The following is a 22763-nucleotide window of genomic DNA, read 5'->3' on the forward strand; positions in this document are numbered from 1 at the left end:
ACGACGGTGTCCACTGGTGCTTAAAACACGGAAGATCTGCGCTCAATCAGGACTGTGTCCCGCCACTGCCCGGCGAGGGGACCGTGCGGCATGCGGGCGATTCGGTTTCGCCGGCCCACAACGCAGAACCCTTCATCGTCGTGGAGCCTGAGGCTGGCTGCATTCTCGGGGAAAACGCTGGCTTGGATTGTCCAAATACCCGCATTCTCGGTGGAGGCGATGAGGGCGCGGAGGAGGCTCTTTCCGACGCCAAGACCCCGGGCATCTCCTGCTACGTAGATGGAATGCTCCACGACACCCGTGTAAGCGGCCCGCGACGACACCGGGGACACGGCGGTCCAGCCCAGAACCTGACCCTCCTTTTCAGCGACGAGGCGGTGATCCTTGAGTCGCGTTGCGTCGAATTGTTCCCACTCTGGCGCAGCGGCTTCAAAGGTGGCGTGCCCAGACTCGATGCCTGCAGTGAAGATCTCCCTTACGCGTGGCCAGTCCGTCGTTGTCATGGGTCGGATGCGGACCCCTTTGCCGTCCTTGGGACGTGGGTCGGTTACCGCTTGGTTGGTCACAGGCTCTCCAGCAAGCCGGTGGTGCGTTCTATGGCGCCGGGGACGAGCGAGTAGTAGGCCCATGTGCCACGTTTTTCTCGGTGGAGGAGGCCGGCGTCGACCAAGATTTTCAGGTGGTGCGATACTGTCGGCTGCCCGAGGTTCAGGGGCTGGGTGAGGTCGCAAACGCACGCCTCGCCACCTTCTGAACCCCTGACGATGGACAGCAGGCGCAGGCGGTTGGGATCTGCGAGGGCCTTGAACACGGACGCCCTCAGCTGTGCTTCGTAGTCGTCGATTGATGGTTGTCCCGACGGCTCGCAGCACGCTTCTGCATCCACTGGTGTCAGCTCAAGAGTTTCCCCTGGGTTCATGCATCCATTATGCACACACATTGACAATCATCGATATAGTTGGACATACTCATATCGAAGTTCATCAATCTTTGGTTTTCGGCAACCCACCAACATGAGTCTGGAGTTCAGTGAGCACCCCAACGTACATCGCGGCTCAGCAGAGTGCCGCCGGTCATGACGCCGCTGGGAAACTCTCGGCCATGGACCGGTTCCTGCCAGTGTGGATCGTCGCGGCCATGGCGCTGGGCCTGCTGCTGGGCAGCCTGATTCCCGGCCTGAATACCGCACTGGAGGCCGTGAAGATTGGCGAAGTCTCCTTGCCTATCGCCATAGGCCTGCTGGTGATGATGTACCCGGTTCTTGCCAAGGTGCGCTACGACCAATCGTTCCGTGTGCTGGCCGATCGAAAGCTGCTGGTCACGTCCTTGGTGATCAATTGGGTACTGGCTCCAGCTTTCATGTTCGCGCTTGCCTGGGTGTTCATCCCTGACCTGCCGGAGTACCGGACCGGGCTGATCATTGTCGGCTTGGCACGCTGCATCGCCATGGTCATGATCTGGAACGACCTCGCCTGTGGGGACCGTGAATCTGCCGCTGTCCTGGTGTTCATCAACTCTGTCTTCCAAGTGGTCGCGTTCGGGGCTTTGGGGTGGTTCTACCTCCAGTGGCTGCCGTCCCTCCTGGGACTTCCCACCACGGCCGCCGACTTCTCCTTCTGGGCCATAACGCTTTCTGTGCTGATCTTCCTGGGCATCCCGCTGCTCGCCGGCCTACTCACCCGCGTCATCGGTGAGAAGGCCAAGGGCCGGGGCTGGTACGAGGAGAGCTTTCTGCCAAAGATTGGTCCCTGGGCGCTCTGCGGACTCCTTTTCACCATCACGCTCCTGTTTGCGCTCCAGGGCGGGACCATCATTTCCCGGCCGATGGACGTCCTTCGCATCGCTTTGCCGTTGTTGGTCTACTTCGTTGTGGTCTTCGGTGCCGGAATGGTGATTGGCCGCCTGCTGAATCTCGGGTACGCCAAGACCACGACCTTGGCCTTTACCGCTGCGGGCAACAACTTCGAGCTCGCCATCGCTGTAGCGATTGGAACCTTCGGTGTTACGTCAGGTCAGGCACTCGCCGGTGTCGTCGGCCCCTTGATTGAAGTACCCGTCCTTGTTGCACTTGTGTATGTGGCCCTATGGGCGCGCAAGCGCTATTTCACCCCACCAATATCGCCGCCTGACCTTCGAGGAAATTCATGACCACCGATGCCGTAAAGAAGCCTTCCGTCCTTTTCGTCTGCGTCCACAACGCTGGCCGCTCGCAGATGGCAGCAGCGTTCCTCACCGCTATCTCCCAGGGGGCCATCGAAGTTCGGTCTGCTGGCTCCCAGCCGGCCGACAAGGTCAATCCCGCTGCCGTTGAAGCCATGTCCGAGCTTGGCATCGACATGTCGGCCGAGATCCCCAAGGTCCTCACCACAGAGGCCGTCAAGGAATCGGACGTAGTAATCACCATGGGTTGCGGCGACGAATGCCCCTACTTCCCCGGCAAGCGCTACGAGGACTGGGTCCTTGAAGATCCCGCCGGACAGGGAGTGGACGCTGTCCGGCCCATTCGCGACGAAATCAAGACCCGCATCGAGAACCTGATTGCCTCGTTGAGCCCCACAGCCAAGTAATCCAACCACCAGGAGAGAGTCCCATGAGCACCGAACAGCTGATCATCATCGGGTCCGGCCCTGCCGGCTACACGGCCGCTATCTACGCCGCCCGCGCCGGACTCAATCCCTTGGTGCTGGCCGGCTCCGTCACTGCTGGTGGCGCCCTGATGAACACCACGGAAGTGGAGAACTTTCCGGGGTTCCCTGCTGGTATCCAAGGGCCGGAGCTGATGGATGGACTCCAGGAACAGGCCGAAAAGTTCGGAGCCCGGATAGTGTTCGACGACGTCACTGAGGTTGACCTCAAGGGTCACCTCAAGCGGGTGGTCACTGGAGGCGGCGAGACGCACGAGGCCTCGGCCGTCATCCTGGCCACCGGGTCTGCATACAAGGAACTGGGGCTTCCGGAAGAGAAGAAACTCAGCGGGCACGGTGTCTCCTGGTGTGCCACCTGCGACGGCTTCTTCTTCCGCGAGCAGGACATTATTGTGGTGGGTGGCGGCGACTCCGCCATGGAGGAAGCTACCTTCCTGACGCGTTTCGGTAAGTCCGTGACTGTCGTGGTTCGCAAGGATGAGCTGCGGGCATCGCGCATCATGGCCCAGCGTGCCAAGGACAATCCCAAGATCACGTTCGCGTGGAACTCGGCCATCACGGCCATCCACGGAGACGCCAAGGTCACCGGCGTGACGCTCAAGGACACCCGGACGGGTGAAACGCGGGAGCAGGCGGCCACCGGTATCTTTGTTGCGATCGGACACCTGCCGCGAACAGAGCTGGTGGAAGGACAGGTTGACCTGGACGCCGAGGGCTACATCAAAGTGGACTCACCCACTACCTGCACCAACCTTTCGGGCGTCTTTGCCTGCGGTGATGCGGTGGATCATCGTTATCGCCAAGCCATCACCGCCGCCGGCACTGGTTGCTCAGCTGCCCTCGATGCTGAGCGCTACCTCGCCGCCTTGGACGACGCCCACAGCATTGCCACGGCATTGGTCGAAGAGCCCACCCACTTCTGAGTTTCACCAACGGAGATACGAGTACGCATGGACAAGAACCTCCCCGTCGCAGTCATCGGTGCGGGCCCGGTTGGGCTGGCAGCCGCAGCTCATTTGCTCGAACGCGGCCTTGAGCCGATCATTTTCGAAGCCGGCAGCTCTGCAGGGGCAGCAATCGAACAATGGCGGCACATCCGTCTCTTCTCGCCGTGGAGGTTCACCATGGATGCGGCAGCTGTCCGGCTCCTCGAGGGCACTGGCTGGGAATCGCCTCGACCGACGGCTTTGCCTTACGGCGGGGAGCTGATCGACGACTACCTTGCCCCGCTGGCAGAACTCCCGGCAATTGCTTCCCGCCTGCGAACTGGCGCCCGTGTCATCGCCGTTACCCGCGTCGGGCTCGACAAAACCCATGTGCGTCTCCGCGACACCACGCCGTTTATCGTCCGGGTTGAATACGCTGCGGGCGAGGTACGCGATGTCATGGTCTCAGCCGTCATCGATGCCTCCGGAACGTGGTCCACCCGGAACCCGTTGGGGACCTCGGGTTTGCCTGCCATCGGTGAGGAGCGTGCAGCAGACCGCATCTCTTCGCCCCTGCCCGATGTTACCGGCCGGGACCGGGCCGCCTTCGCTGGTCGTCGCGTCCTGGTGGTGGGTGCAGGGCACTCGGCAGCCAACACGCTGATCAAACTGTCGGAATTGGCCAAGGACGCCCCTGACACGAAGATTCTCTGGGCCATTCGTGGCGCTTCCGCAGAGAAGGTCTACGGAGGGGGCGACTCGGATGGACTGCCGGCCCGCGGCCAGCTCGGGGTCAGGCTTCGTCGGCTGGTGGACGCTGGCACGATCGAACTGCACGCCGGTTTCGGCACGAGCTCGCTGACCGATTCCGATCCCGGCCTCACCGTGACGGCCGGTGACGGACGCACCCTGGTGACAGACGTCGTCGTGCCTTGTACCGGGTTCCGTCCCGACCTTGCGATGCTCCGCGAACTACGCCTCAACCTGGACCCTGCTGTTGAAGCGCCGACGGAATTGGGACCGCTGATCGATCCCGAATTCCACTCCTGCGGCACAGTCCCGCCGCACGGCGCGAAGGCGCTTGCCCATCCGGAGAAGGACTTCTATATCGTCGGAATGAAGTCGTACGGCCGTGCGCCCACCTTCCTGCTGGCCACCGGCTATGAGCAAGTCCGTTCCGTGGCCGCGGCACTCGCAGGCGACCAGGCTGCGGCCGACACCGTTCACCTTGAACTTCCGGAGACCGGAGTCTGTTCCTCCGATGCAGGTACCAGCTGTGACGTTCCTGCCGTGGCTGCTTCGTCACCAGCTACAGCAGCGGAGAAGGAGGCCGGCTGCTGCGCATCTCCAGAGCCGGCATTTGTTGGCTTCCCCACCGGGCTGGCCCACGGCCGTTCAGGCGGGTAGAACGTGGCTGGCCGACGTTCCAGTCCGAGTGCTCAAGCGCTGACAGTGTTCCGTTCGCGGTAACCATCAGCGGCGTAGACACCCAGGACGCGCACCTCGGTAGTGAAGAACTCCAGTTCTTCCAAGGCCCGGCGGAGACGGGCGTCTTCGGGGTGGCCTTCGACGTCGGAAAGGAACATCGTGGCCGCGAACTCGTCGCCCACCATGTAGCTTTCCAGCCGCGTCATGTTGAGGCCGTTGGTCGCAAAGCCACCAAGTGCTTTGTAAAGGGCCGAAGGAACGTTGCGCACCCGGAAGACGAAACTTGTGATCGCAGGGCCGGGCAGCTCTTCCTTGGTGGGGAGCTCCCGTTCCCGGGCCAGAACAACAAAGCGGGTGGTGTTGGTGGGATCGTCCTCCACACCGGAAGCCAGGACTTCGAGACCGTACAGTCCAGCGGCGAGCGGCGGAGCCAGGGACAGCTTGCGGGGATCGTTCCAGTCCCGGACCTCACGGGCTGAACCGGCAGTATCGCCGGCGATCACGGGCTTGAGGCCGGCTTCGCGAATAATCCTGCGGCACTGACCCAGAGCGTGGATGTGGCTGTGGACCTCCGTAGCGCCTTCAATGGTGCTGCCCGGAATGCCCAGAAGGTCGAAACGGATCGGCAGGAAGTACTCGCCCACGATCTGCAGCTTGGACTGAGGGAGCAGGACGTGGATATCGGCCACACGCCCGGCGATGGAGTTCTCAATGGGAATCATGGCAAGATCGACTTCCCCGGTGGACACCAGCTCAAAGGCGTCCTCAAAACTGGCGCACGGCACGCTCTCGAGTTCGGGGAACATTTCCTTACACGCGAGATCCGAATTGGCTCCGGGCTCACCTTGGTACGCAATCTTCTGGGCCATGATGCTCATGGTTACACGCTGAGCGCCCGGGCTCCCAACCGCGTCCACCCTGTGACTGGACAACTGGGTGCCACCGACCCTAGGTTCGCAACAAGGATTGGGGGCGGCCGATGACGACTGCGACAGCGTTCCAAAGAAACACGGCAAACAATGTCAACGAGCAGCGGGTAGCAAGATTCGCGGGCACGATCATCGGCCTGTTCACGGTCTTGTGGGCAGTCCTGCTTTCAAGAGCATCGGGACAGAACGTCCTGGCATCAGGGCCGTGGCAGGTTGCGACACACGGGTTGAGCCTGTTGTCAGCTCTCATCGTCTACCTCTACTGCCGGCGTTTGGCTCACCGGACCAGCGCCTCCGGGCTTCTCTGTTGTGCGGCCGTGGTGTCCTTCTTCGCCGACGTCGCCTTGGGATTTCAGTACAGCCCGTTCTTCGGCGTCGCGCTCATCGCATGGAGTGCCAGCGCCCGGCGACCGCTACTGGCCGGGACGGGAGTCCTGGCCTTGGGAGCGGCCGTTGTCGCCAGGCTTGGGCACGAGCTCGACGGCGTCGTCATAGGTGCATGCGGCGTGATCATTCTTGCGATAGCAGCATGGCCAAACACTGGGAAGCAAGAGTAGGTAACAGATAACGTCGCTATGAGGGCTCATTGCGACGTTATCTGTTACCTACTTGGGAAAGGGCGGCGGGGGTTAGCCGTTGATGATCTGGGGGACGCCGAGTGCTTTGAGGCCTTCGGCTCCGAACTCCAGGCCGTAGCCGGACTGCTTCGCTCCGCCGAACGGGACACGGGGGTCCACGGCTCCGTGCTTGTTGATCCACACGGTGCCTGCCTGGATGCGGGAAGCGACTTCGCGTGCGGCGTTCAGGTCTGAGGACCAGACGGAGGCGCCCAGTCCGACGTCGAGCCCGTTCGCCTTGGCGACTGCCTCGTCAACGGTGCTGTATTTGATGATCGGCAGGGCCGGTCCGAACTGTTCTTCGGCGACCAGCGGGTTGTCGTTGTCGATGTCGGCTACCAAGGTGGTGGGGTAGAAGTTGCCGGGCTGCTCCGCGTCCGGGTTTCCGCCGAGGAGCACTCGGGCGCCGGATTCCTTGGCGGCCTCCACGAGCCGGGCCACGATGTCGTACTGCTGCCGGTTCTGCAACGGGCCGAGGACGTTGTTCTCATCAAGGCCGTTGCCCATGGGCATGGCGGCGGCTACGGCGGTGAGCTCGGTGCACACGGCTTCGTACTGGGACTCGTGCACGTAGAGGCGCTTCAGGGCCGCGCAGGTTTGGCCGGTGTTGATGAACGCGCCCCAGAACAACCCCTCAGCAATTGCCTTGGGATCCGAATCGGGGAGGACGATGCCGGCGTCGTTGCCGCCAAGCTCCAGGGTGAGCCGCTTGACGGTATCGGCCGAGGAACGAATGATCGCCTTGCCCGTGGCAGTGGAGCCGGTGAACATGACCTTGCCGATGGCCGGGTGCTCAGCAAGCCGGGCGCCGACGTCGCGCCCGCCGGAGACTACGGAGAGCAGGCCTTCCGGCAGTTCCTGGTTGATGATCGAGACCAGTGCCAGCACGGACAACGGGGTGTATTCGGAGGGCTTGACCACCACGGCGTTGCCCATGCGCAGGGCCGGCGCGATCTGCCAAACGGTGATCATCATGGGCCAGTTCCACGGGCCGATGGCACCGACGACGCCGATGGGCCGGTAATGCAGTTCGGCGCGCGTTTCGCCGTCGTCCACCACGGTTTCCGGATCAAGGGGCGTGGCAGCGGTGGCGCGGAGCCAGGCGGCGCAGGCGCCGACTTCGAAGCGGGCGTTCGGCCCGTTCAACGGCTTGCCTTGCTCGCGGGAGAGGAGCTGGGCGAGTTCTTCGGCGGAACGTTCGACGGCGTCGGCGGCCTTCATGAGCGCAGCGGACCGGGCGTCGTGGCCCAAGGCAGCCCATGCCGGCTGTGCTGCGGTAGCGGCGGTGATGGCGGCTTCGAGGTCTTCCACCGTGTGAACAGGTGCCTCGCCGACAGCCTCGCCCGTGGCCGGGTCAAGGATGGTGCGGCTGATCTGGCCGGTGGCCGGGGTGATCGAGGCCAGCAGGGCGTCGTAAGTCTCCATTGGTACTCCGCTCGGGTAGTAATTCTTGGCGGCCAGTGAGGCGCGCGGCGATGTTTCCAGTGTGGTCGGCGTCACGCAGATAGGCCTTGTCTACGCACGAACGGCCCTTGACGGGAAGCGAACGCTTTCTGTTGAGCGCCCAGTGCCTGATAATCGAGCTTGTGACTCTTGCTTCCCTCGCAGCCTTCGCTGGCCTCTGCCTGGTCTTGTCCGTGACGCCTGGACCGGACACGTTCCTTGTTCTGCGTATTGCCTTGAACCGTCCCAGCGCTGGAATCGCTGCGGCTGCAGGGTCTGCCGTTGGCGCTATTGCCTGGGCTGCGTTGGTGGGCGTAGGTCTGGCCGCCATCCTGGAGCAGTCCGCGGAATTGTTCCGTTGGGTCAAGATCGCCGGAGGCCTGTACTTGCTGTACTTGGGCGTTTCTTCATTCGTCAAGTCCCGGAAAGCGGCCAAAGCAGCAAACGCCGCTACCGCAGCCGGAACCGGAGCGGTGGAGAACGCGCCCCTCCCATACAGCAGGCTTTCCGCTCTGGGAGCAGGGGCACTGTCCACGCTGCTCAACCCCAAAGTGGGACTGTTCTACCTGGCCGTGGTGCCGCAGTTCATCCCGCACGGCGGGGACACCATGGGCACCTCGCTCATCCTCGGCGTGGTGGTGGCTGTTATCGCCTTCGCGTATCTGTCGATGATCGCCGTCGTCGCGTTCAAGGCGATGCGGTGGCTTAAGCGCCCCAAGGTAAGCACCGTCGTCGAGCGCGTCAGCAGCGGTGTCATCGCCGGCCTGGGCGTTGGCGTAGTGGCGTCGGGCGCCACCAGTTAGCTAGCGGCAAGCAGCGCGAGGTAGTTATCCAACTGCCCCGCTAGATCCTGCGAGAAATGTTCGGCCGGGGACAACGCCAAAACAATCTGCGCACCGAGCATCATGTTCAGCAAGTGGTCGGCGACGGCGGCGTCCCCGATGGGGGCTTTGATCTCGCCGGCCGCCCGGGCTGCTGCGCAATGAGCGGTGATGGTGGTGTGCCACTGGCTCATGGACTCGCTGTGGAGGGTTGCCATGCCGGCGTCGTTGAGGGCCTTTTGCCAGAACGGGATGACGATGCGGGCTTCGTTGACGCGCTCCTCATCCAGTGGCAGGACTTCGGCGCAGAACGCGCGGAGTGCCGCCACCCCTGAGAGCCCCTCGGTCATGGTGGCGATGCGCTGATTGGTGCGGTTGAAGACGTGGCCGAACGCCGAGGTCAGCAGGAGGTCCTTGGTAGGGAAGTACGGCTTGAGGGCGCCATTGGCGAAGCCGGCTTCCTCGGCAATCTCGCGCATGGTGGCACCTTCCATGCCCAGCTTCGCGATGATCCGCCAGGTTGCGTCCACCAGTTCGAGGCGTCGTTGATCGTGGTCAACAATCTTTGGCACTGGAGGGGCTCCCGAAAAATAAATGGTGGACAGGTCTTGTGACCCATCTTACGTTTTGGTTATTCTCTACACCTATAGAAAATAAATCCTGACCCATCATAGGTCCCGGACAAGAGGCAGCCATGACGCCCACAGCAACTGAGACAGCAACCGACGCCGTCGCCATTGAGGAAACACAGTACGCCCTGGCAACAGGCGCCGAGATCTCCCAGGTGCAGGGGATCCTGCAGGCCGCCGGCCACCTTGGCGCTGAGAAGCGCATCGCCTATTTGGGGTTGGTGGACCCGTCCCGCAACCAGCCGGAGCAGGACCGCCGCTTCCGCATCTTCCTTCACGACATTTCCGGAGGAGCGCCCAGCGACGTCCTGGTCTCCGTGACCCGCGGCGAGATCCTGACCACGAAGGAACTGGACACCATGGTTTCCGGCGAACTTCCTGTACTCGAGGAAGAATTCGAGGTAGTGGAGACGCTCCTCGCAACCGACGAACGGTGGCTTGCCGCACTCGCTGTGCGCAATTTGGACGTCGCCAAAGTCCGTGTAGCCCCTCTGTCTGCCGGCTACTTTGAATATGAGGAGGAGCGGGGCCGCCGTATCCTCCGTGGCCTGGCTTTCGTGCAAAACTTCCCGGAAGACAGCGCCTGGGCCCACCCCGTGGACGGACTGGTGGGCTACGTGGACGTGGTCAACAAGGAAGTCACCCAGGTGATCGACCTCGGCGCCATGCCGATCCCGACAGAGCACGGAAACTACACAGATCCTGATCTCACAGGTCCGCTGCGCGAAACCCAAAAGCCCATCAGCATTACCCAGCCCGAAGGCCCGAGCTTTAGCGTCACCGGCGGCAACCATGTTGAGTGGGAAAAGTGGAGCGTGGACGTCGGCTTCGATGTCAGGGAGGGAGTTGTCCTCCACAACCTCGCCTTCCAGGACGGCGACACAAAGCGCCCCATCATCAACCGTGCCTCCATCGCAGAAATGGTGGTTCCCTACGGCGACCCTTCGCCCATCAGGTCCTGGCAGAACTACTTCGACACCGGCGAATACCTGGTGGGTCAGTACGCCAACTCCCTGGAACTGGGCTGTGACTGCCTGGGGGACATCACTTACCTCAGCCCCGTCATCAGTGACGCTTTCGGCAACCCCCGCGAAATCCGCAACGGCATCTGCATGCACGAGGAAGACTGGGGCATCCTCTCCAAGCACTCGGACCTCTGGACGGGCATCAACTACACCCGCCGCAACCGCCGCCTGGTGATCTCCTTCTTCACCACCATCGGCAACTACGATTACGGCTTCTACTGGTACCTCTACCTGGACGGCACCATCGAGTTCGAGGCCAAAGCCACCGGCGTCGTCTTCACCAGCGCTTTCCCGGAAGGCGGCTCGGACAACATTTCCCAGCTCGCCCCGGGCCTCGGTGCACCCTTCCACCAACACCTCTTCAGCGCCCGGCTGGACATGGCCATTGACGGCTTCACCAACCAGGTGGAGGAAGAAGACGTGGTCCGCCAAGCGATGGGTGAAGGCAATGAACGTGGCAACGCGTTCTCCCGCAAGCGCACACTCTTGACCAAAGAATCAGAAGCCGTCCGCGAGGCCGACGCCCGCGCAGGCAGGACGTGGATCATCTCCAACCCGGAGTCCAGGAATCGTCTCGGCGAGCCAGTTGGTTACAAGCTCCACGCCGAGAACCAGCCCACGCTGCTGGCCGATCCCGGCTCGTCCATCGCGAAGCGCGCCGCTTTCGCCACCAAGGACCTGTGGGTCACCCGCTACTCCGACGAGGAGCGCTACCCTACGGGCGACTTCGTGAACCAGCATTCCGGCGGTGCGGGCTTGCCGGCCTACGTTGCCCAGGACCGCGAGATCGACGGCCAGGACATTGTGGTGTGGCATACCTTCGGACTCACACACTTCCCGCGCGTGGAAGATTGGCCGATCATGCCCGTGGACACGGTTGGCTTCAAGCTCCGCCCGGAAGGCTTCTTCGACCGCAGCCCGGTCCTGGACGTGCCGGCCAACGCCTCGGGTGCGAGCTGCCACAGCGAGTCCGGCGCGGCCGGCGGCGAACATGGCGAGCCCGCCGGGCACTGCCACTGAACCGCATCGGAATAAAGAAATGACAACAATGGCAGGACGGGTCCGGGTCTCCGGGCCCGTCCTGCACCCCCGGATCTGCGCGGCCCTCACGGCTGTCTCTTGCCTGGTGCACCTGTGGCTCGCAGCCACTGGACACCATCAGGCGTGGCTGGGCATCCTCATGATCGGCCTGGCGGCAGTCTGCGTCCCGTGCACAGTCCACATCTGGAGGCACAGCCGGGTCGGCGCGCTGCATCAAGTGACCATTTCGGCGTTGGCCATGGTTGGACTCCACGCTGTCCTGCTGTTGGGAACGGGCGGTTCCGGCCACGCCCACGGCGGGGGACCGGCGTCGAACGCTGTTGTCTCATCCGGCACGGTTGTGTCATCCGGCGCTGCCGGACTTTTGCTGGTGATCGGACTGGAAATCACGACGGCGTTACTCGCCGCCACGCTGGTAGCGCGGCTTCGGCGCCGGGTCGCGGTGGTGTCCTGACCCAACGATGCACTGGACCAACCTTGTATTTGAAACCCCCGGTGCCACAATGGACCCATGGCCGCAGCGTGGTCACTTCGTGAGGGGTTCCGTAACGGGCCTGACCCGGAGGCCCTGCGCCGTCCCTTCTTCTACGCGGCACTGGTGGTCTTCGCCGTAGTAGTCCTGGCCGAGGTGGGGATGTCGCTCCTGCTGGGCCAGGCCGCCGTCGAGCCCGTATCCGCAGCCGAAGCCACCAGGCTGGGTGTTCCGCTTCCGGTGTTCAGCAGTTTGCAGCGGCCGGACGCCGATCCGCCCGGTGCCGGGATTGGTTTTCTGGCTTTCCTGGATGGGCTGCTGCTGTTCACCGTGGTGATGCTGGGGCTCAGCCTGATCATGGACCTGCGAACGTACGGGCGGGTTCAGGGAATTGCCACGCTGATCGTGACGCTGCTGTGGGTCATCGCTGCCTTCCTCACTGCGATGCTGGCGCTGGCAAAGTTGTTCCTCATGATCGGGCTCTTCGTGTCCGCACCATTCGGGACCATCGCGTACTTGGCCTTGTGGGGGAGCTTTCCCAAAGGCCAGGCCGCAGCCATCCTTGGCCTGTTGCTGCTGCTCAAGATCGTCTTCGCCGTGCTGCTGATCCTGAGCCAGCCGAAGTTCCTCAAGGTCACTGGCTTGGTGGTACTGCTGGTGATTTCGGTGCTGCTGCAGGTTGTTCTGGGGATCATTCACGGCTTCCTGCCTGGACCGCTGGTGTCCATCGGTGATCAGTTCTGGGCGCTGATCACCGTGGTGGTGGCGCTGGTGTGGGCGTTGATTATGCTGATCGCCTCCATCCCGGCGATCATCAACGCCCTGCGCGTCAGCGGCTCGGCGGGGGACTAAGGACCTAAGGAACGAGCGAAAGCCGCGTCAGCTTGTCCGGGTTGGAAACCTGGCGCAGCTCGCGGATGGCGCCGTCCGCTCTGCAATTGATGGTCACGATGTCAGCGCGCCCGTTGTGCCTGAGCACGAGGGCCGCTTCGCCGTTCACCTCGACGATTTCTGCCCGAACCGGCCGGACAGGATCGAAAACCACCGCCTTACCGAGCACGCCTGCAAAGAAGCGCGCGATCCTTGCTGCCCCGAACAGCGGGTTCATGGCGCTCTTGACCTTGCCTCCGCCGTCGGCCCATAGCACCGCATCCCGGTCCAGCATGGCCACCACGGTCTCAAGCTCGCCCTGTTCAATCGCGTGCACCAGCTTGTCCAACGCCGCACGGTCTTTAGCCCGGGGCGCCGGGGCGTCCGGGTCAATGTCCAGGCGGCGTTCGGCGCGCGAAATCATTTGGCGTACCGCGGCGGGGGTCTTTTCCAGGATCTCCGCGATCTCCGGGGCCGACATCCCGAAAGCGCGGTGCAGCACCAGCGCCGCCCGCGCTTCCGGCGCCAGTTGCTCAGCCAGATGCAACAAGGTCAAGGACAGGAGCTCGCGGTTGGCCAGCGTTTCCTCCGGGAGCTGTGACGTGTCCACCGGCTCGGGCAGCCAAGGGCCAATGTATTCCTCCCTCGCTGCGGCGAGTTGGCGGACGCGATCCACGGATCGCCGCACGCACACGGTGGTCAGCCACGCAGGCCAGGAATCCACCCGGGACTCCGGCTTCCGCTCCTGCCGTACGGCGTCGATCGCCACTTCCGAGACGACGTCCTCTGCATGGCCGAAATCGCCCAACATCCGGTAGGCAATCCCCAACAGACGATTCCGTTCGCTCTGCCACGCCACAGTGGCCGACACCCCAAGAGTCATGCTGCCAACGCTACCGCTCAGACCAGCGGGTTCTTCTCATCCAATGGCGGCTCCATTTGCGTGCTGATGGCAATCCGGTTCCAGACATTGATGGTGGAGATGGCCAGGAGCAGGCCACCCATCTGGCTGTCGTCGAAATGAGTGGCTGCCGCGTTCCAGATTTCGTCTGTCACGGTGTCGGGACCGAGCTGCGTCACAGCGTCCGTGAGTGCCAGCACGGCCTGCTCGCGTGCATCGAAGAACACTTTGGAATGTTGCCAGGCCGCCACAGCATGCAGCTTGCGGGCCGGAATCCCACGTTTCCGGCCGTCCGTGGCATGCATGTCAACGCAGAAGCCGCACCCGTTGAGGATGGAGGCGCGAAGCTTGATGAGTTCGTACAGATCAGGATCCACCGATTTGCGGGCGTAGCCCTCCAGTCCGATGACGGCGGCGTAGCCGAGCTTGTTGCTGCGTCCGATGTTGATGCGGGTCATGGTGTTTCCCTTCAGTGATGGAGCCTTACATCAGGGATGTCGGATCCGACGCCGAAAGTGTGACACCTCGTACAGCAGGAGTGGGCCGGCAGCAACCGTTATTGGGCTTGTGGTTGCTGGGTGGCCACCGTGTCGCCTATGGCAAATGAGACGGGTTTACTGATTGCGTTGTCGAGTGAGGCGGTCACACTGGCCTGCCCGTTACGCAAACCGGTAACGAGGCCACTCGCGTCCACTCTTGCCGCGAGCGGGGGAATGGCACGCCACGCTACTGGAGCAGTGGTGCTCGTTGTTCCATCACTGAACTTGACCGTCGCGGTGAGTTGCCGCTGCTGACCAATAGTGAGTCCGTGCGGTCCTGCGGGAGAGACGGCTATTGCTGTCGCCACAGGTTCGATGGTGACGGATGCCGTAGCTTGCCACTCCTTGCCGTTGGCGTCGACGCACAGCGCGATTATCGTCGTCGATCCATGACCAGTGCCTGTGACTGAACCCGACGTATTCACGCTCGCGATCTTGGAATCCTTCGAAGACCACGTCACCGTCGTGGGGGGTGCCCGCGTCCCATTCGAAGCAGTGATGAAGGCCGTCAGTGGTTGTGTTTGGGTGTGCTTGACACGCAGCGTGGCAGGGTTAACAACGCACCCCGCGGGGGGATCGGTGGGGGTGCCCGGACCAGTGACCGTGATGGCAGCCGTAGCCTGCAAGTTGCCTTCCTTGGCGGTGATGGTGGCGGCACCCTGGCTGACACCTGTGACCAGCCCGTTTCCGTCGACGGTAGCAATGCCTTTGTTGAGGGAGTCCCAGATAGCCGGTTCATTGCGGTTCCCGATTGAACCGTCGCTGAAGGTGCCGTGGGCCATGAGCTGGGTGGTTTCACCCGCAGGAACTGTTCTGCTGCCAGGAACTATGACAAGGCTGACGAGGCTTAGACCAGGGTCCGGATCGACGACCTGAAATTCCAGTAAGCCGGAGACCCCACTATGAGCCGCTGTTATTTGCGCAGCACCTGTCGTGGCCGCCGTGGCAACCCCGGTCTCGGAAACGGCAAGAACCTCCGGCATGTCTGAATTCCACGACAGACCGTCGCCCAGTTCCTTTGTCTCGCCGTTGCTGTAAGTTCCCGAAGCTTTGAGATCAACTGTGGCATCAGGATGGAGGCGCTGGCTTGGAGCCGTGATGGTGATTGATTGCAGAATAGGCGATGGTGACGGCGCGGATCTCATCATCACTGCTGCCACAAAGGCCGCCATTAAAGCCAACGACACCACCACGGCTATCACCCAGGCCCGGATGATCCGGCGGCGAACGGTGGACATCCCTTCGGCCAGGGCAAGACCCAGATCTGCGGGATGTGTTTGTGCGTGCAACGAGGCCTCGGCCAGCAACCGTTCCCGCAGCACGTCCCTCATGGCCGGCCCTCCTCCAAGGCCAGGCGACCGGTCGTTGCCTCGGCGTGCGCCAAGGATTTACCGACGCTCTCTGCCGGACGCCCCGTCATGCCCGCAATTTCACCAACAGTCAGGTTGGCAAACTCGTGGAGCACAATGGCTATCCGCTCCTCGTAGGGAAGCCTGGATAGCGGGTTCCGGTTCCGCCGGGGTGGTTTTCGTGTCCGGTCGCCATCTGATTGGAGCCACTTTTCATGCTTACGGAGGAGCTCCACAAAAACGCATAACGTGTAGACGCGCAGTTGGGGAGTCACCGGTCCTTTCCACGCGCTGGACGCCAGGGACCAGGAGGCCTCGAGCAGTTTCCGCGCCGTCTCCGGGTTATCGCACAGCAGATGGGCGCAATACTCCATGTCCCCTTTCTGCCGTTCGAAGACGCTGCGGAGCTCACTTTCGCGATCCCTCAGTGCTGGGGCGATCTTGAGAGTGGGGATAGGGCCGAGTTCGATCTCCCTCACCATCGGCATGAAGACGCCAGCGACGAGCAGCACAATACCGGCGCCCACGGCCAAAGGGAGCAATACGTCAGGGACGGCTTCGGGAAGGACATCCTCAGGGGAAAGGAGCATCACCACTGCGGCAATAATCACGGCGATTCCCAGACCTGCCAGCACAACCCGCAGCGGAGTCAAGGCGCTTCGGATATGTCGCTTGGGCTGTTCGCACATGCTGTACCAGCTTAGGAAGGTGCGCGGTGTCTATCAGAGTGATTTTACGTCTATCGATTGGATTATTGAACACGCAGCCGCTGTTTTCTGCGGTTTTATTCCTCGTGTACGGGGTCTTCCGCCCGGTTCCGGTACGCGGCCAGGTACGTGGAGATGCGACGGACTGCTTCTTCGATGTCTCCGACGTCGGGGAGGATCACGAACCGGAAATGGTCCGGTGTGGGCCAGTTGAAAGCAGTGCCGTGCGAGACCAGGATCTTCTGCTCTTGCAGGAGCTGGAGGACAAATTTCTCATCAGAGGCGATGGGGTAGATTTCCGGGTCTAAACGCGGGAACAAGTACATGGCCCCGGCTGCGGGGACACAGCTGACGCCCGGAATCGCAGTCAGGAGTTTCCATGCCAGGTCCCGCTGCTCGCGCAGACGTCCGCCGGGACGGATGAGGGCTTCGATGCTTTGGTACCCGCCCAGACAGGTTTGGATGGCGTGCTGCGCAGGAACATTGGCGCACAACCGCAGTGAGGCGAGCAGTTCCAGCGATTCGCGGTAGGCCGCCGTCGCCGTCAAAGGTCCCGTGACGGCAACCCAGCCGGCCCGGTAGCCGGGCATGCGGTACGCCTTGGACAGCCCACTGAACGTCAGGACGCATACGTCCTCGGCTACAGCGGCCGTGTGGATATGGGGAGCATCGACGTAACGGATTTTCTCGTAGATCTCATCCGAGAACAGGACCAGATCGTGTTTCCGCGCGAGTGATGCGAACTGCTCCAGGATGTGCCGGGGGTAGACGGCGCCCGTGGGGTTGTTCGGGTTGATGATGACAATCCCACGCGTACGTGGGGTGATCTTCGCTTCGACGTCGGCCATGTCCGGCCACCAGTTCTCCTCCTCATCGCAGAGGTAGTGCACGGCCTGGCCGCCGGTCAGCGTCACGGCAGCGGTCCAGAGCGGGTAGTCGGGGGCAGGGATGAGGATCTCGTCGCCATTTTCCATGAAGGCCTGCAGGGTCATGGAAATCAACTCGCTGACGCCGTTGCCGATGAAGACATCCTCGACGCCGATGGTCATCAGCCCGCGGGTTTGGTAGTACTGCGAGATGGCGGTGCGGGCGGAGAAGATGCCCTTGGAATCGCTGTAGCCCTGCGCGCCGCGGAGGTGGTGGATCATGTCCACCACAACAGACTCCGGGGCCTCCAAACCGAACGGCGCGGTGTCCCCAAGGTTCATCTTGAGGATGCGGTGTCCCTCGGCCTCCATGGCCTTGGCCGCCTGGAGGATGGGTCCACGGAGTTCATAGCGGACGTTCTGGAGTTTGCTGGAGTGCTGCATCGGACGCATGGTTGATCTTTTCATGGCGCCGGCCCCAGCGGGCAAACACGTCTCATCGTTGCAGGACCTCCCTGCACCTGGGGTCGGTGAGACACTCATTGAATTTCACATCAACGTCAAGACGCAGCCCGATACGCGTTTTCACCAAAACCAGCGAATTCGATCTGATGGGTTCGCCGGGGTTAGGAAAAACTCCCGCCACAAAGCAGCCAAACCGTCCTGCGTCCCTGGAGGTGCGGCAGGCGGCTGCAACTGTGAAGTCCATTTGCAACCCCGCCCCTTGGAGGACACTGCGGGCATCTTCAACCGAGAGACCAACAACTTCGGGAACCCTCATCTGGACCGGCGCCGCAATCTCCAGATTCACCGTGCTGCCGCGGCCCACCTTTTCGCCGCCTGCCGGGCTTTGGTTCACCACAGTTCCTTCAGGTGAGGTGCTTTCGGTCTGCGATGTGGTGGCTTTGAACCCTGCATCTTCGATGATCTTCACCGCTTCGGCCTGCGGTTTGGTTTTCACATCCGGCACGTTGGCGTCCTTGAAGATGAAGAACAGGATCAGGCCCACGACGGCGAGCAGCACTACGCCCCCGATGATCACCCACAGCCATGGGAAAGGCCGGGGCGGTTTGGGTTCTTCGGCAGCGGGAACACTCAGCGTGACCACATGCGCCTGGTCCGCGTAATCTTCCGGAGCGTCGTCGGCGGAGTATGCGATCAATTTCACCGGGTAGCTGCCTGAGGCGGCACCTGCGGTGTCGAAACTGACAACGTACTGTTCTGTGGCCCCGGCAGCGATGGTCCGCAACGGGTTGGAGATGGTGGCATACGTTTTCGACGGCGGACTGCTCACCTGCCCGGGGAACGCGCCGAGCACCACCCGCTCGGCTTCGGCGGAGCCGTTGGTGACGGACGCCGTCAGCGATCCCTTTCCATCCTTGAGGACAACGTCCGGGGAGCTCAACGTCATGGTGATGGCAGTCATGGCACAACAACTCCTGGGATGGCGGGTGATGGATTCGGTGCACAGCAGGTCATGTCATCCTCCGGGTTCCTGGATCAGGAGCACACAAACTCCAAGCGCCCGGCAGGCAATTCCCAGCTGTCCGCCGGAGGTCCCGAAGGTCACGTCCACGGTCTTCCCCGGGCCGGAGTCCTGCTCGGCACGGGTGTCTTGGACGAACATGAAAACAGTCACAGCTTGTTGGGGCGCGAGCCTGGCCCGCTTGGTGGGCGGCCCAAAGGAGAACAGGCCGCCACCGAACTCCATCACGTCAAACACGCAGGTGCCGGTCACCACCAACTGTGTATCGGACGCCGAACAGGAGCCACTCTGCACCGACAAGTCCGCGGCAGTGAGTTTGGCGCCCACGGCCGGTCCGGAGAATCCGCCTTGCCAATCCGCGGCGGCGTCGTCGTTGCCTCCGCCGCAGCTGACGCCGAACACCAGCACCAGGATCGCGATCACCCCGCAGGCAATCACCACCATGATGGGTGTCCGGTTCTCCTTATTCACCGGTCCGCACCTCGATCTCGTGGGTGACGTGCGCCGGCTTCACGCCTTTGACGATCCTCCGGATCAGTTCCAACTGCCCGGCAGCCCCGGCGGGGACCATCACCTTGATGTGGAATGCACCCGGGACGGATTCGACGTCGAAACCCGTCACCCCCGTGGCGAGGTGGAGGAACCGGGTGAGCCCGTCAACGGTTCCGCGCCGTGAGGAGAGCTGCGCTGCGGCGGCGATCAGGTCACGTTGACGTGTGATGGGCACCGCGCCGGAACCCCCGGTGGCGCCTTCTGCCCCGGGGAGCGTCAACCAGTCCAGGTCCACCCACCGGGACAGGAAAGGAATCAACGACGCCGGTGCCCGCCCCGGATCCGGAACGGTATGGAGGCGGTCAAGGACTTTCCGGACGGGCTGGTGCATGTCCTCTGCCACGGCAAGAAGTGCCTGCATGGGTGCGCTGGCATCGGCGGCTACCTGGAACACTTCGGGGAGGACTTTGAGGAGTTTCGATGATTCGGAAGGTCTATCCATTGCCGTGGACCACCTCGATCCTGTGGTCACCCGAGCAGAACAGCCACGTATCCGGCAGCGTCACAACATCGTCCACCACCCGCCTGGTGCAACTTTCCCAAGAGACGGTGTCGTCTTTGCTGCGGTAGACACCCTTGGGTCCGGCGGCCAGCACCAGGACCTGGCCGCCGGCAAGAACTGCGCCGGACACAGATCGGACGGGCTCAAACCGCGTCCGGTCCCGCAACGGCAGCTTGCAGTTCACGTCCGGGACGCTCCACTGCGCCGCGGCGTGACCGAGTTGCAGCCGCAGGACACCGCCGCTTTGGGTCGCGGCATATGCGGCCTTGCCCATCACGTGCACGCCCCAACAGCTGCCGCCGGTCCACCCGGCGCTGAACTGCTCCCAGGAGTTCATGAACGATTCGTCAAAATCCGTGCGGCCCAGTTCGTCGATCTTCAACCGCAAGCATCCCGTCCCGGTGCCCTCCGGCACTGCGCGGCCGAGCCACACATAGCTCGCGCCGCCGTCGTACTGGACGGTCATGCAGCGGATGTCCTCGCCTGCCGCTTTCACCTGTTTGAAACTCCCCGCGGTTCCGGCGTCGGGGGAGAGCCACACACCCGCCGACGCCTCGGCGGCCACCACCACCCCCGTCCTGCCGCGGACGTCCACCAGCGCGTCCACGGCATAGAAGCCGCGGTCAGGCTGGCTCGTGTCCACCACATTCTGCACCGGAATGGCGCCCTGGCCGACGGGAAGTTCGTAAAGTCCGTGCTCGCCGGCCAACAGCAACAGCGGCTCGCCCTGCCGGTCCACCCAGCACAAATCGGCGACGACGAAACCCAGCTCTGCTGCCTTCCGCCAGGATTCGCCGAGGTCATCGCTGATGTAAATACGGGAACCCGTGGCCGTGACGGTACTGACAGCCACCATCCCCGGATGCTTTTCGGGCCCGACCCGGCCCGGCGCGGGTGAACGGAACGGCGCGATCGCACGCACTGTTTCCTCAGCATCCCCGTCGGAAGTATCACCAAACTCTGCGCAGGCTTCCCATCCGTCGGCGGCGTTCGTAGTGCGGAACAACGTGCTGCCCTGTGCCACGAACCACGTCTTGTCCTGGCCCTCTGCCTGCACCAACGCCACGGCGTCGGAGTCCGGAACCTTGTCCACCTCCAGCGTCACCCGGTCCACGTACTGCACCCCAGGTTCGGCTTCCTCCATGGCCCGGTACAGGTTGGATACGCGCAACGGCTTGCCGAACCCCGATCCGTAACTCGAGGCGTCAGGGCTCAACGGGCTGATTCCTTCAGAGAGCCTTCCCACGATCCGGGACTTCACGGCCTCTGCATCCTCGTCGGGACGGACAACGATCCTCGCATCGACCAGCACCTGCTTATAGAGTCCCCAGCGCACCACGGGCTCGGCGCCGACCGTGGAGCGCCTGCGAAGATACTGTTCCACCTCAAGCCGTACTTCGTCCCGGGCATGAGCCGCGAGTTCGGCTGCCCTAAGGGGCTTTTGTACCGATGCACGGCTTCCGGCTGCCCCGCTTCCGGGGACGAACGGCACCAGCACGATTTCCACCTCACCGGGGCGGGCGAACGCCCACAGCTCCTTGCGAGTGAAGGCGCGCGCACGGCCCACACCGCCGTGCCGCAGGGCCAGGACCTCGTAGTCGCGGACGGTGACAGCGCGGTCGCGGGCATGGAAATCCTGCGGGGCACGCCTCAGCGCGTTCTCCAACGATTCCCCGTCACGGCCCCCGGTGGCAGGTTCCGGATTGGTGACCTTGGCCCCCGGAATAGCGGAGCGCAACACCGTGAGCTGGCCGGCCCCGACGTTCCCACCGGCACCCCCGCCGCTGCGGTACCAGGCCCGGACTTCGGCGCCGGGGCCCGGAACCGGTGCTTTTTCCCCGGCGCCTGTCCGCGTTGTGGACTCCTCGTCCCACCAGGCGAACATCGCGACGCCGGCACTTCGATCTATCCGCACCGGCATCTCCCCGGGCCTTGCGTCAGCGAACGCCCCCACTTCCTGGCAATACCGGAACGTCCTGCCGTCCACCAGTACCGCCTCGCCGCTGCTCAACCGCGTCCCTGCCGGAACCTCGACGGCGATTGCCAGCCCTGCGCCCGAGACGATCGGCGCGTTGGGGATCACCAGGCTTTGGCCGGGTCTGCCGGTTCCCGTACCGATAGGAACGGCATCGTATAGTGCGACATCGGCCGCCGGGACCAGGACGGTGGTCTTGCCGGACGCCAACGTGGCTGCCGCCGTCGTCGTAAATACCGGCTGGGGTGAACCGGGAACGCCGGGAGGGCAACTGACCTGGGTGCCGCGCGGGATGCGGATTTCATGATCGGGGGTCGAGGCGGAAGCGCGGCTGAATTCCAGCATGGTTTCGGCTGTGCTTGGCGGATAGAGGGAGGTTCCCAGCAGGTTCAGGTACACGGCGTACAGCTTGTCCGGCACACGGTTGAGCCGGTACATCAGCGTGTCCGTGAGGTACGCGAAGGCCTCGACGATGGTGATGCCGGGGTCGTGGACGGAGAGATCGGTCCATTCCGGGGCAATCTGCTGGATGCGCTCGCGGGCACCGGACACGAGGTCCGCGAAGCTGCGGTCGTCCAGGTTGGGCACGGGGATACTCATGCTGCACCTCCGGATTCCACGGGCAGGGCGATGGTGATCTGGTCCTCAAGCTGGGTGGTCCGCACGCGGTATTTCAGCCTGACTTCGAGAACTTCGGGCCCCTCCTGCGACCTTGAGGCGTCAAGGGACAGGACGGTGATGCGGTGCTCCCACTGCTCTACCGCCCTGGCAACATAGTGGATAGCGAGACCGGCCGTGGTGTCGTCGGCCGGTGCGAAAGCCAGGCGAAAGAGATGACACCCGTACGTTGGTCGGTTCACGCGCTCGCCTGGCCGGGTGCTCAGCAGGAGGAGCAGGGCTTGCCTCACCGACGCCGCGTCCGTGACCGTGGCGAGCATTCCCGACGCCGTCAGCCTGAGTCCGGGAATGCCTGCGGTGGCGTCGAAGTCGGGGTGGATGAAGGCCACCGACTTGTAACGTGGGGCGCTCATGGCTGGTGG

The 22763-nt window shown here is 63.2% G+C and carries 24 protein-coding genes; 9 read left to right on the top strand and 15 right to left on the bottom strand.

The genetic code is table 11. The features are described 5' to 3' along the window. Positions 1 to 20: 20 nt before the first annotated feature. Positions 21 to 503, bottom strand: a complete 483-nt coding sequence (locus AB4Y77_RS08135) for a GNAT family N-acetyltransferase (protein ID WP_442013785.1) — start codon at positions 501 to 503, stop codon at positions 21 to 23. Between the two features lie 59 nt (positions 504 to 562). Further along, positions 563 to 919, bottom strand: coding sequence for an ArsR/SmtB family transcription factor (locus AB4Y77_RS08140; protein WP_311213879.1), 357 nt, complete (start codon positions 917 to 919; stop codon positions 563 to 565). A gap of 110 nt (positions 920 to 1029) precedes the next feature. Here AB4Y77_RS08140 and arsB point away from each other — a divergent pair, with 110 nt between their 5' ends. Genes arsB through AB4Y77_RS08160 form a run of 4 tightly spaced genes read left to right on the top strand, consistent with a single transcriptional unit; the run spans position 1030 to position 4978 of the window. Further along, positions 1030 to 2148, top strand: coding sequence for an ACR3 family arsenite efflux transporter (arsB, locus tag AB4Y77_RS08145; protein WP_442013529.1), 1119 nt, complete (start codon positions 1030 to 1032; stop codon positions 2146 to 2148). Further along, positions 2145 to 2567, top strand: coding sequence for an arsenate reductase ArsC (locus AB4Y77_RS08150; protein WP_311213878.1), 423 nt, complete (start codon positions 2145 to 2147; stop codon positions 2565 to 2567). The genes arsB and AB4Y77_RS08150 overlap by 4 nt, the downstream gene beginning before the upstream one ends. 23 nt (positions 2568 to 2590) lie before the next feature. After that, on the top strand, positions 2591 to 3568 hold the full coding sequence (trxB, locus tag AB4Y77_RS08155; protein ID WP_442013530.1) for a thioredoxin-disulfide reductase: 978 nt from the start codon (positions 2591 to 2593) through the stop codon (positions 3566 to 3568). Positions 3569 to 3595: 27 nt separating this feature from the next. Then, positions 3596 to 4978: an FAD-dependent oxidoreductase gene (locus tag AB4Y77_RS08160; protein WP_442013531.1), complete on the top strand. Its 1383-nt coding sequence runs from the start codon at positions 3596 to 3598 to the stop codon at positions 4976 to 4978. Between the two features lie 32 nt (positions 4979 to 5010). On the opposite strand, the gene AB4Y77_RS08165 is transcribed toward AB4Y77_RS08160, so the two are convergent. Continuing rightward, positions 5011 to 5868, bottom strand: coding sequence for a prephenate dehydratase (locus AB4Y77_RS08165; protein WP_043806369.1), 858 nt, complete (start codon positions 5866 to 5868; stop codon positions 5011 to 5013). Positions 5869 to 5978: 110 nt separating this feature from the next. On the opposite strand from AB4Y77_RS08165, the gene AB4Y77_RS08170 reads away from it, so the two are divergent. Further along, positions 5979 to 6485 (top strand): hypothetical protein, encoded by a 507-nt coding sequence (locus tag AB4Y77_RS08170; protein ID WP_442013532.1) that lies wholly within the window; start codon positions 5979 to 5981, stop codon positions 6483 to 6485. 72 nt (positions 6486 to 6557) lie between these two features. Here AB4Y77_RS08170 and AB4Y77_RS08175 read toward each other — a convergent pair whose 3' ends face one another. Further along, positions 6558 to 7970 carry an aldehyde dehydrogenase family protein gene (locus AB4Y77_RS08175; protein ID WP_442013786.1) on the bottom strand — a complete coding sequence of 471 codons (1413 nt, stop codon included), beginning with the start codon at positions 7968 to 7970 and terminating at the stop codon, positions 6558 to 6560. Between the two features lie 161 nt (positions 7971 to 8131). Between AB4Y77_RS08175 and AB4Y77_RS08180 the strand changes: the two genes are divergently transcribed. After that, positions 8132 to 8791, top strand: a complete 660-nt coding sequence (locus AB4Y77_RS08180) for a LysE family translocator (protein WP_442013533.1) — start codon at positions 8132 to 8134, stop codon at positions 8789 to 8791. On the opposite strand, the gene AB4Y77_RS08185 is transcribed toward AB4Y77_RS08180, so the two are convergent. Next, positions 8788 to 9381, bottom strand: coding sequence for a TetR/AcrR family transcriptional regulator (locus AB4Y77_RS08185; protein WP_442013534.1), 594 nt, complete (start codon positions 9379 to 9381; stop codon positions 8788 to 8790). The genes AB4Y77_RS08180 and AB4Y77_RS08185 overlap by 4 nt on opposite strands. A gap of 122 nt (positions 9382 to 9503) precedes the next feature. Between AB4Y77_RS08185 and AB4Y77_RS08190 the strand changes: the two genes are divergently transcribed. Genes AB4Y77_RS08190 through AB4Y77_RS08200 form a run of 3 tightly spaced genes read left to right on the top strand, consistent with a single transcriptional unit; the run spans position 9504 to position 12828 of the window. Then, complete coding sequence (locus AB4Y77_RS08190) at positions 9504 to 11483, top strand: primary-amine oxidase (RefSeq protein ID WP_442013535.1); 1980 nt, start codon at positions 9504 to 9506, stop codon at positions 11481 to 11483. A 19-nt stretch (positions 11484 to 11502) separates the two neighbouring features. Further along, positions 11503 to 11958 (top strand): hypothetical protein, encoded by a 456-nt coding sequence (locus tag AB4Y77_RS08195; RefSeq protein ID WP_442013536.1) that lies wholly within the window; start codon positions 11503 to 11505, stop codon positions 11956 to 11958. A gap of 57 nt (positions 11959 to 12015) precedes the next feature. After that, a complete protein-coding gene (locus AB4Y77_RS08200; RefSeq protein ID WP_442013537.1) occupies positions 12016 to 12828 on the top strand; it encodes a hypothetical protein in 813 nt (270 codons plus the stop codon). Positions 12829 to 12832: 4 nt separating this feature from the next. Here AB4Y77_RS08200 and AB4Y77_RS08205 read toward each other — a convergent pair whose 3' ends face one another. The 10 genes from AB4Y77_RS08205 to AB4Y77_RS08250 form a co-directional block, all read right to left on the bottom strand. Continuing rightward, positions 12833 to 13729: a sigma-70 family RNA polymerase sigma factor gene (locus tag AB4Y77_RS08205; protein ID WP_442013538.1), complete on the bottom strand. Its 897-nt coding sequence runs from the start codon at positions 13727 to 13729 to the stop codon at positions 12833 to 12835. 17 nt (positions 13730 to 13746) lie between these two features. Then, complete coding sequence (locus tag AB4Y77_RS08210) at positions 13747 to 14205, bottom strand: carboxymuconolactone decarboxylase family protein (protein ID WP_311214822.1); 459 nt, start codon at positions 14203 to 14205, stop codon at positions 13747 to 13749. A gap of 98 nt (positions 14206 to 14303) precedes the next feature. After that, positions 14304 to 15617: an Ig-like domain-containing protein gene (locus AB4Y77_RS08215; RefSeq protein WP_442013539.1), complete on the bottom strand. Its 1314-nt coding sequence runs from the start codon at positions 15615 to 15617 to the stop codon at positions 14304 to 14306. Then, positions 15614 to 16324 carry a hypothetical protein gene (locus AB4Y77_RS08220; protein WP_311214824.1) on the bottom strand — a complete coding sequence of 237 codons (711 nt, stop codon included), beginning with the start codon at positions 16322 to 16324 and terminating at the stop codon, positions 15614 to 15616. The genes AB4Y77_RS08215 and AB4Y77_RS08220 overlap by 4 nt, the downstream gene beginning before the upstream one ends. Positions 16325 to 16419: 95 nt before the next feature. Next, the gene (locus tag AB4Y77_RS08225; protein WP_442013540.1) at positions 16420 to 17661 is read right to left on the bottom strand and encodes a pyridoxal phosphate-dependent aminotransferase; all 1242 of its coding nucleotides are present in this window, start codon (positions 17659 to 17661) and stop codon (positions 16420 to 16422) included. A gap of 43 nt (positions 17662 to 17704) precedes the next feature. Then, complete coding sequence (locus AB4Y77_RS08230) at positions 17705 to 18634, bottom strand: PASTA domain-containing protein (RefSeq protein ID WP_442013541.1); 930 nt, start codon at positions 18632 to 18634, stop codon at positions 17705 to 17707. A gap of 54 nt (positions 18635 to 18688) precedes the next feature. Then, positions 18689 to 19165 (bottom strand): hypothetical protein, encoded by a 477-nt coding sequence (locus AB4Y77_RS08235; RefSeq protein ID WP_442013542.1) that lies wholly within the window; start codon positions 19163 to 19165, stop codon positions 18689 to 18691. Then, a complete protein-coding gene (locus AB4Y77_RS08240; protein ID WP_442013543.1) occupies positions 19158 to 19688 on the bottom strand; it encodes a phage tail protein in 531 nt (176 codons plus the stop codon). Before AB4Y77_RS08240 ends, AB4Y77_RS08235 begins: the two co-directional genes overlap by 8 nt. Further along, positions 19681 to 22323: a baseplate J/gp47 family protein gene (locus AB4Y77_RS08245; protein ID WP_442013544.1), complete on the bottom strand. Its 2643-nt coding sequence runs from the start codon at positions 22321 to 22323 to the stop codon at positions 19681 to 19683. The genes AB4Y77_RS08240 and AB4Y77_RS08245 overlap by 8 nt, the downstream gene beginning before the upstream one ends. Continuing rightward, positions 22320 to 22754, bottom strand: coding sequence for a GPW/gp25 family protein (locus tag AB4Y77_RS08250; protein ID WP_442013545.1), 435 nt, complete (start codon positions 22752 to 22754; stop codon positions 22320 to 22322). Before AB4Y77_RS08250 ends, AB4Y77_RS08245 begins: the two co-directional genes overlap by 4 nt. Between the last annotated feature and the right edge of the window lie 9 nt (positions 22755 to 22763).

Origin of the sequence: Paenarthrobacter sp. YAF11_1 (assembly GCF_052113445.1) — a bacterium.
In the GTDB taxonomy this organism is placed as follows: domain Bacteria; phylum Actinomycetota; class Actinomycetes; order Actinomycetales; family Micrococcaceae; genus Arthrobacter.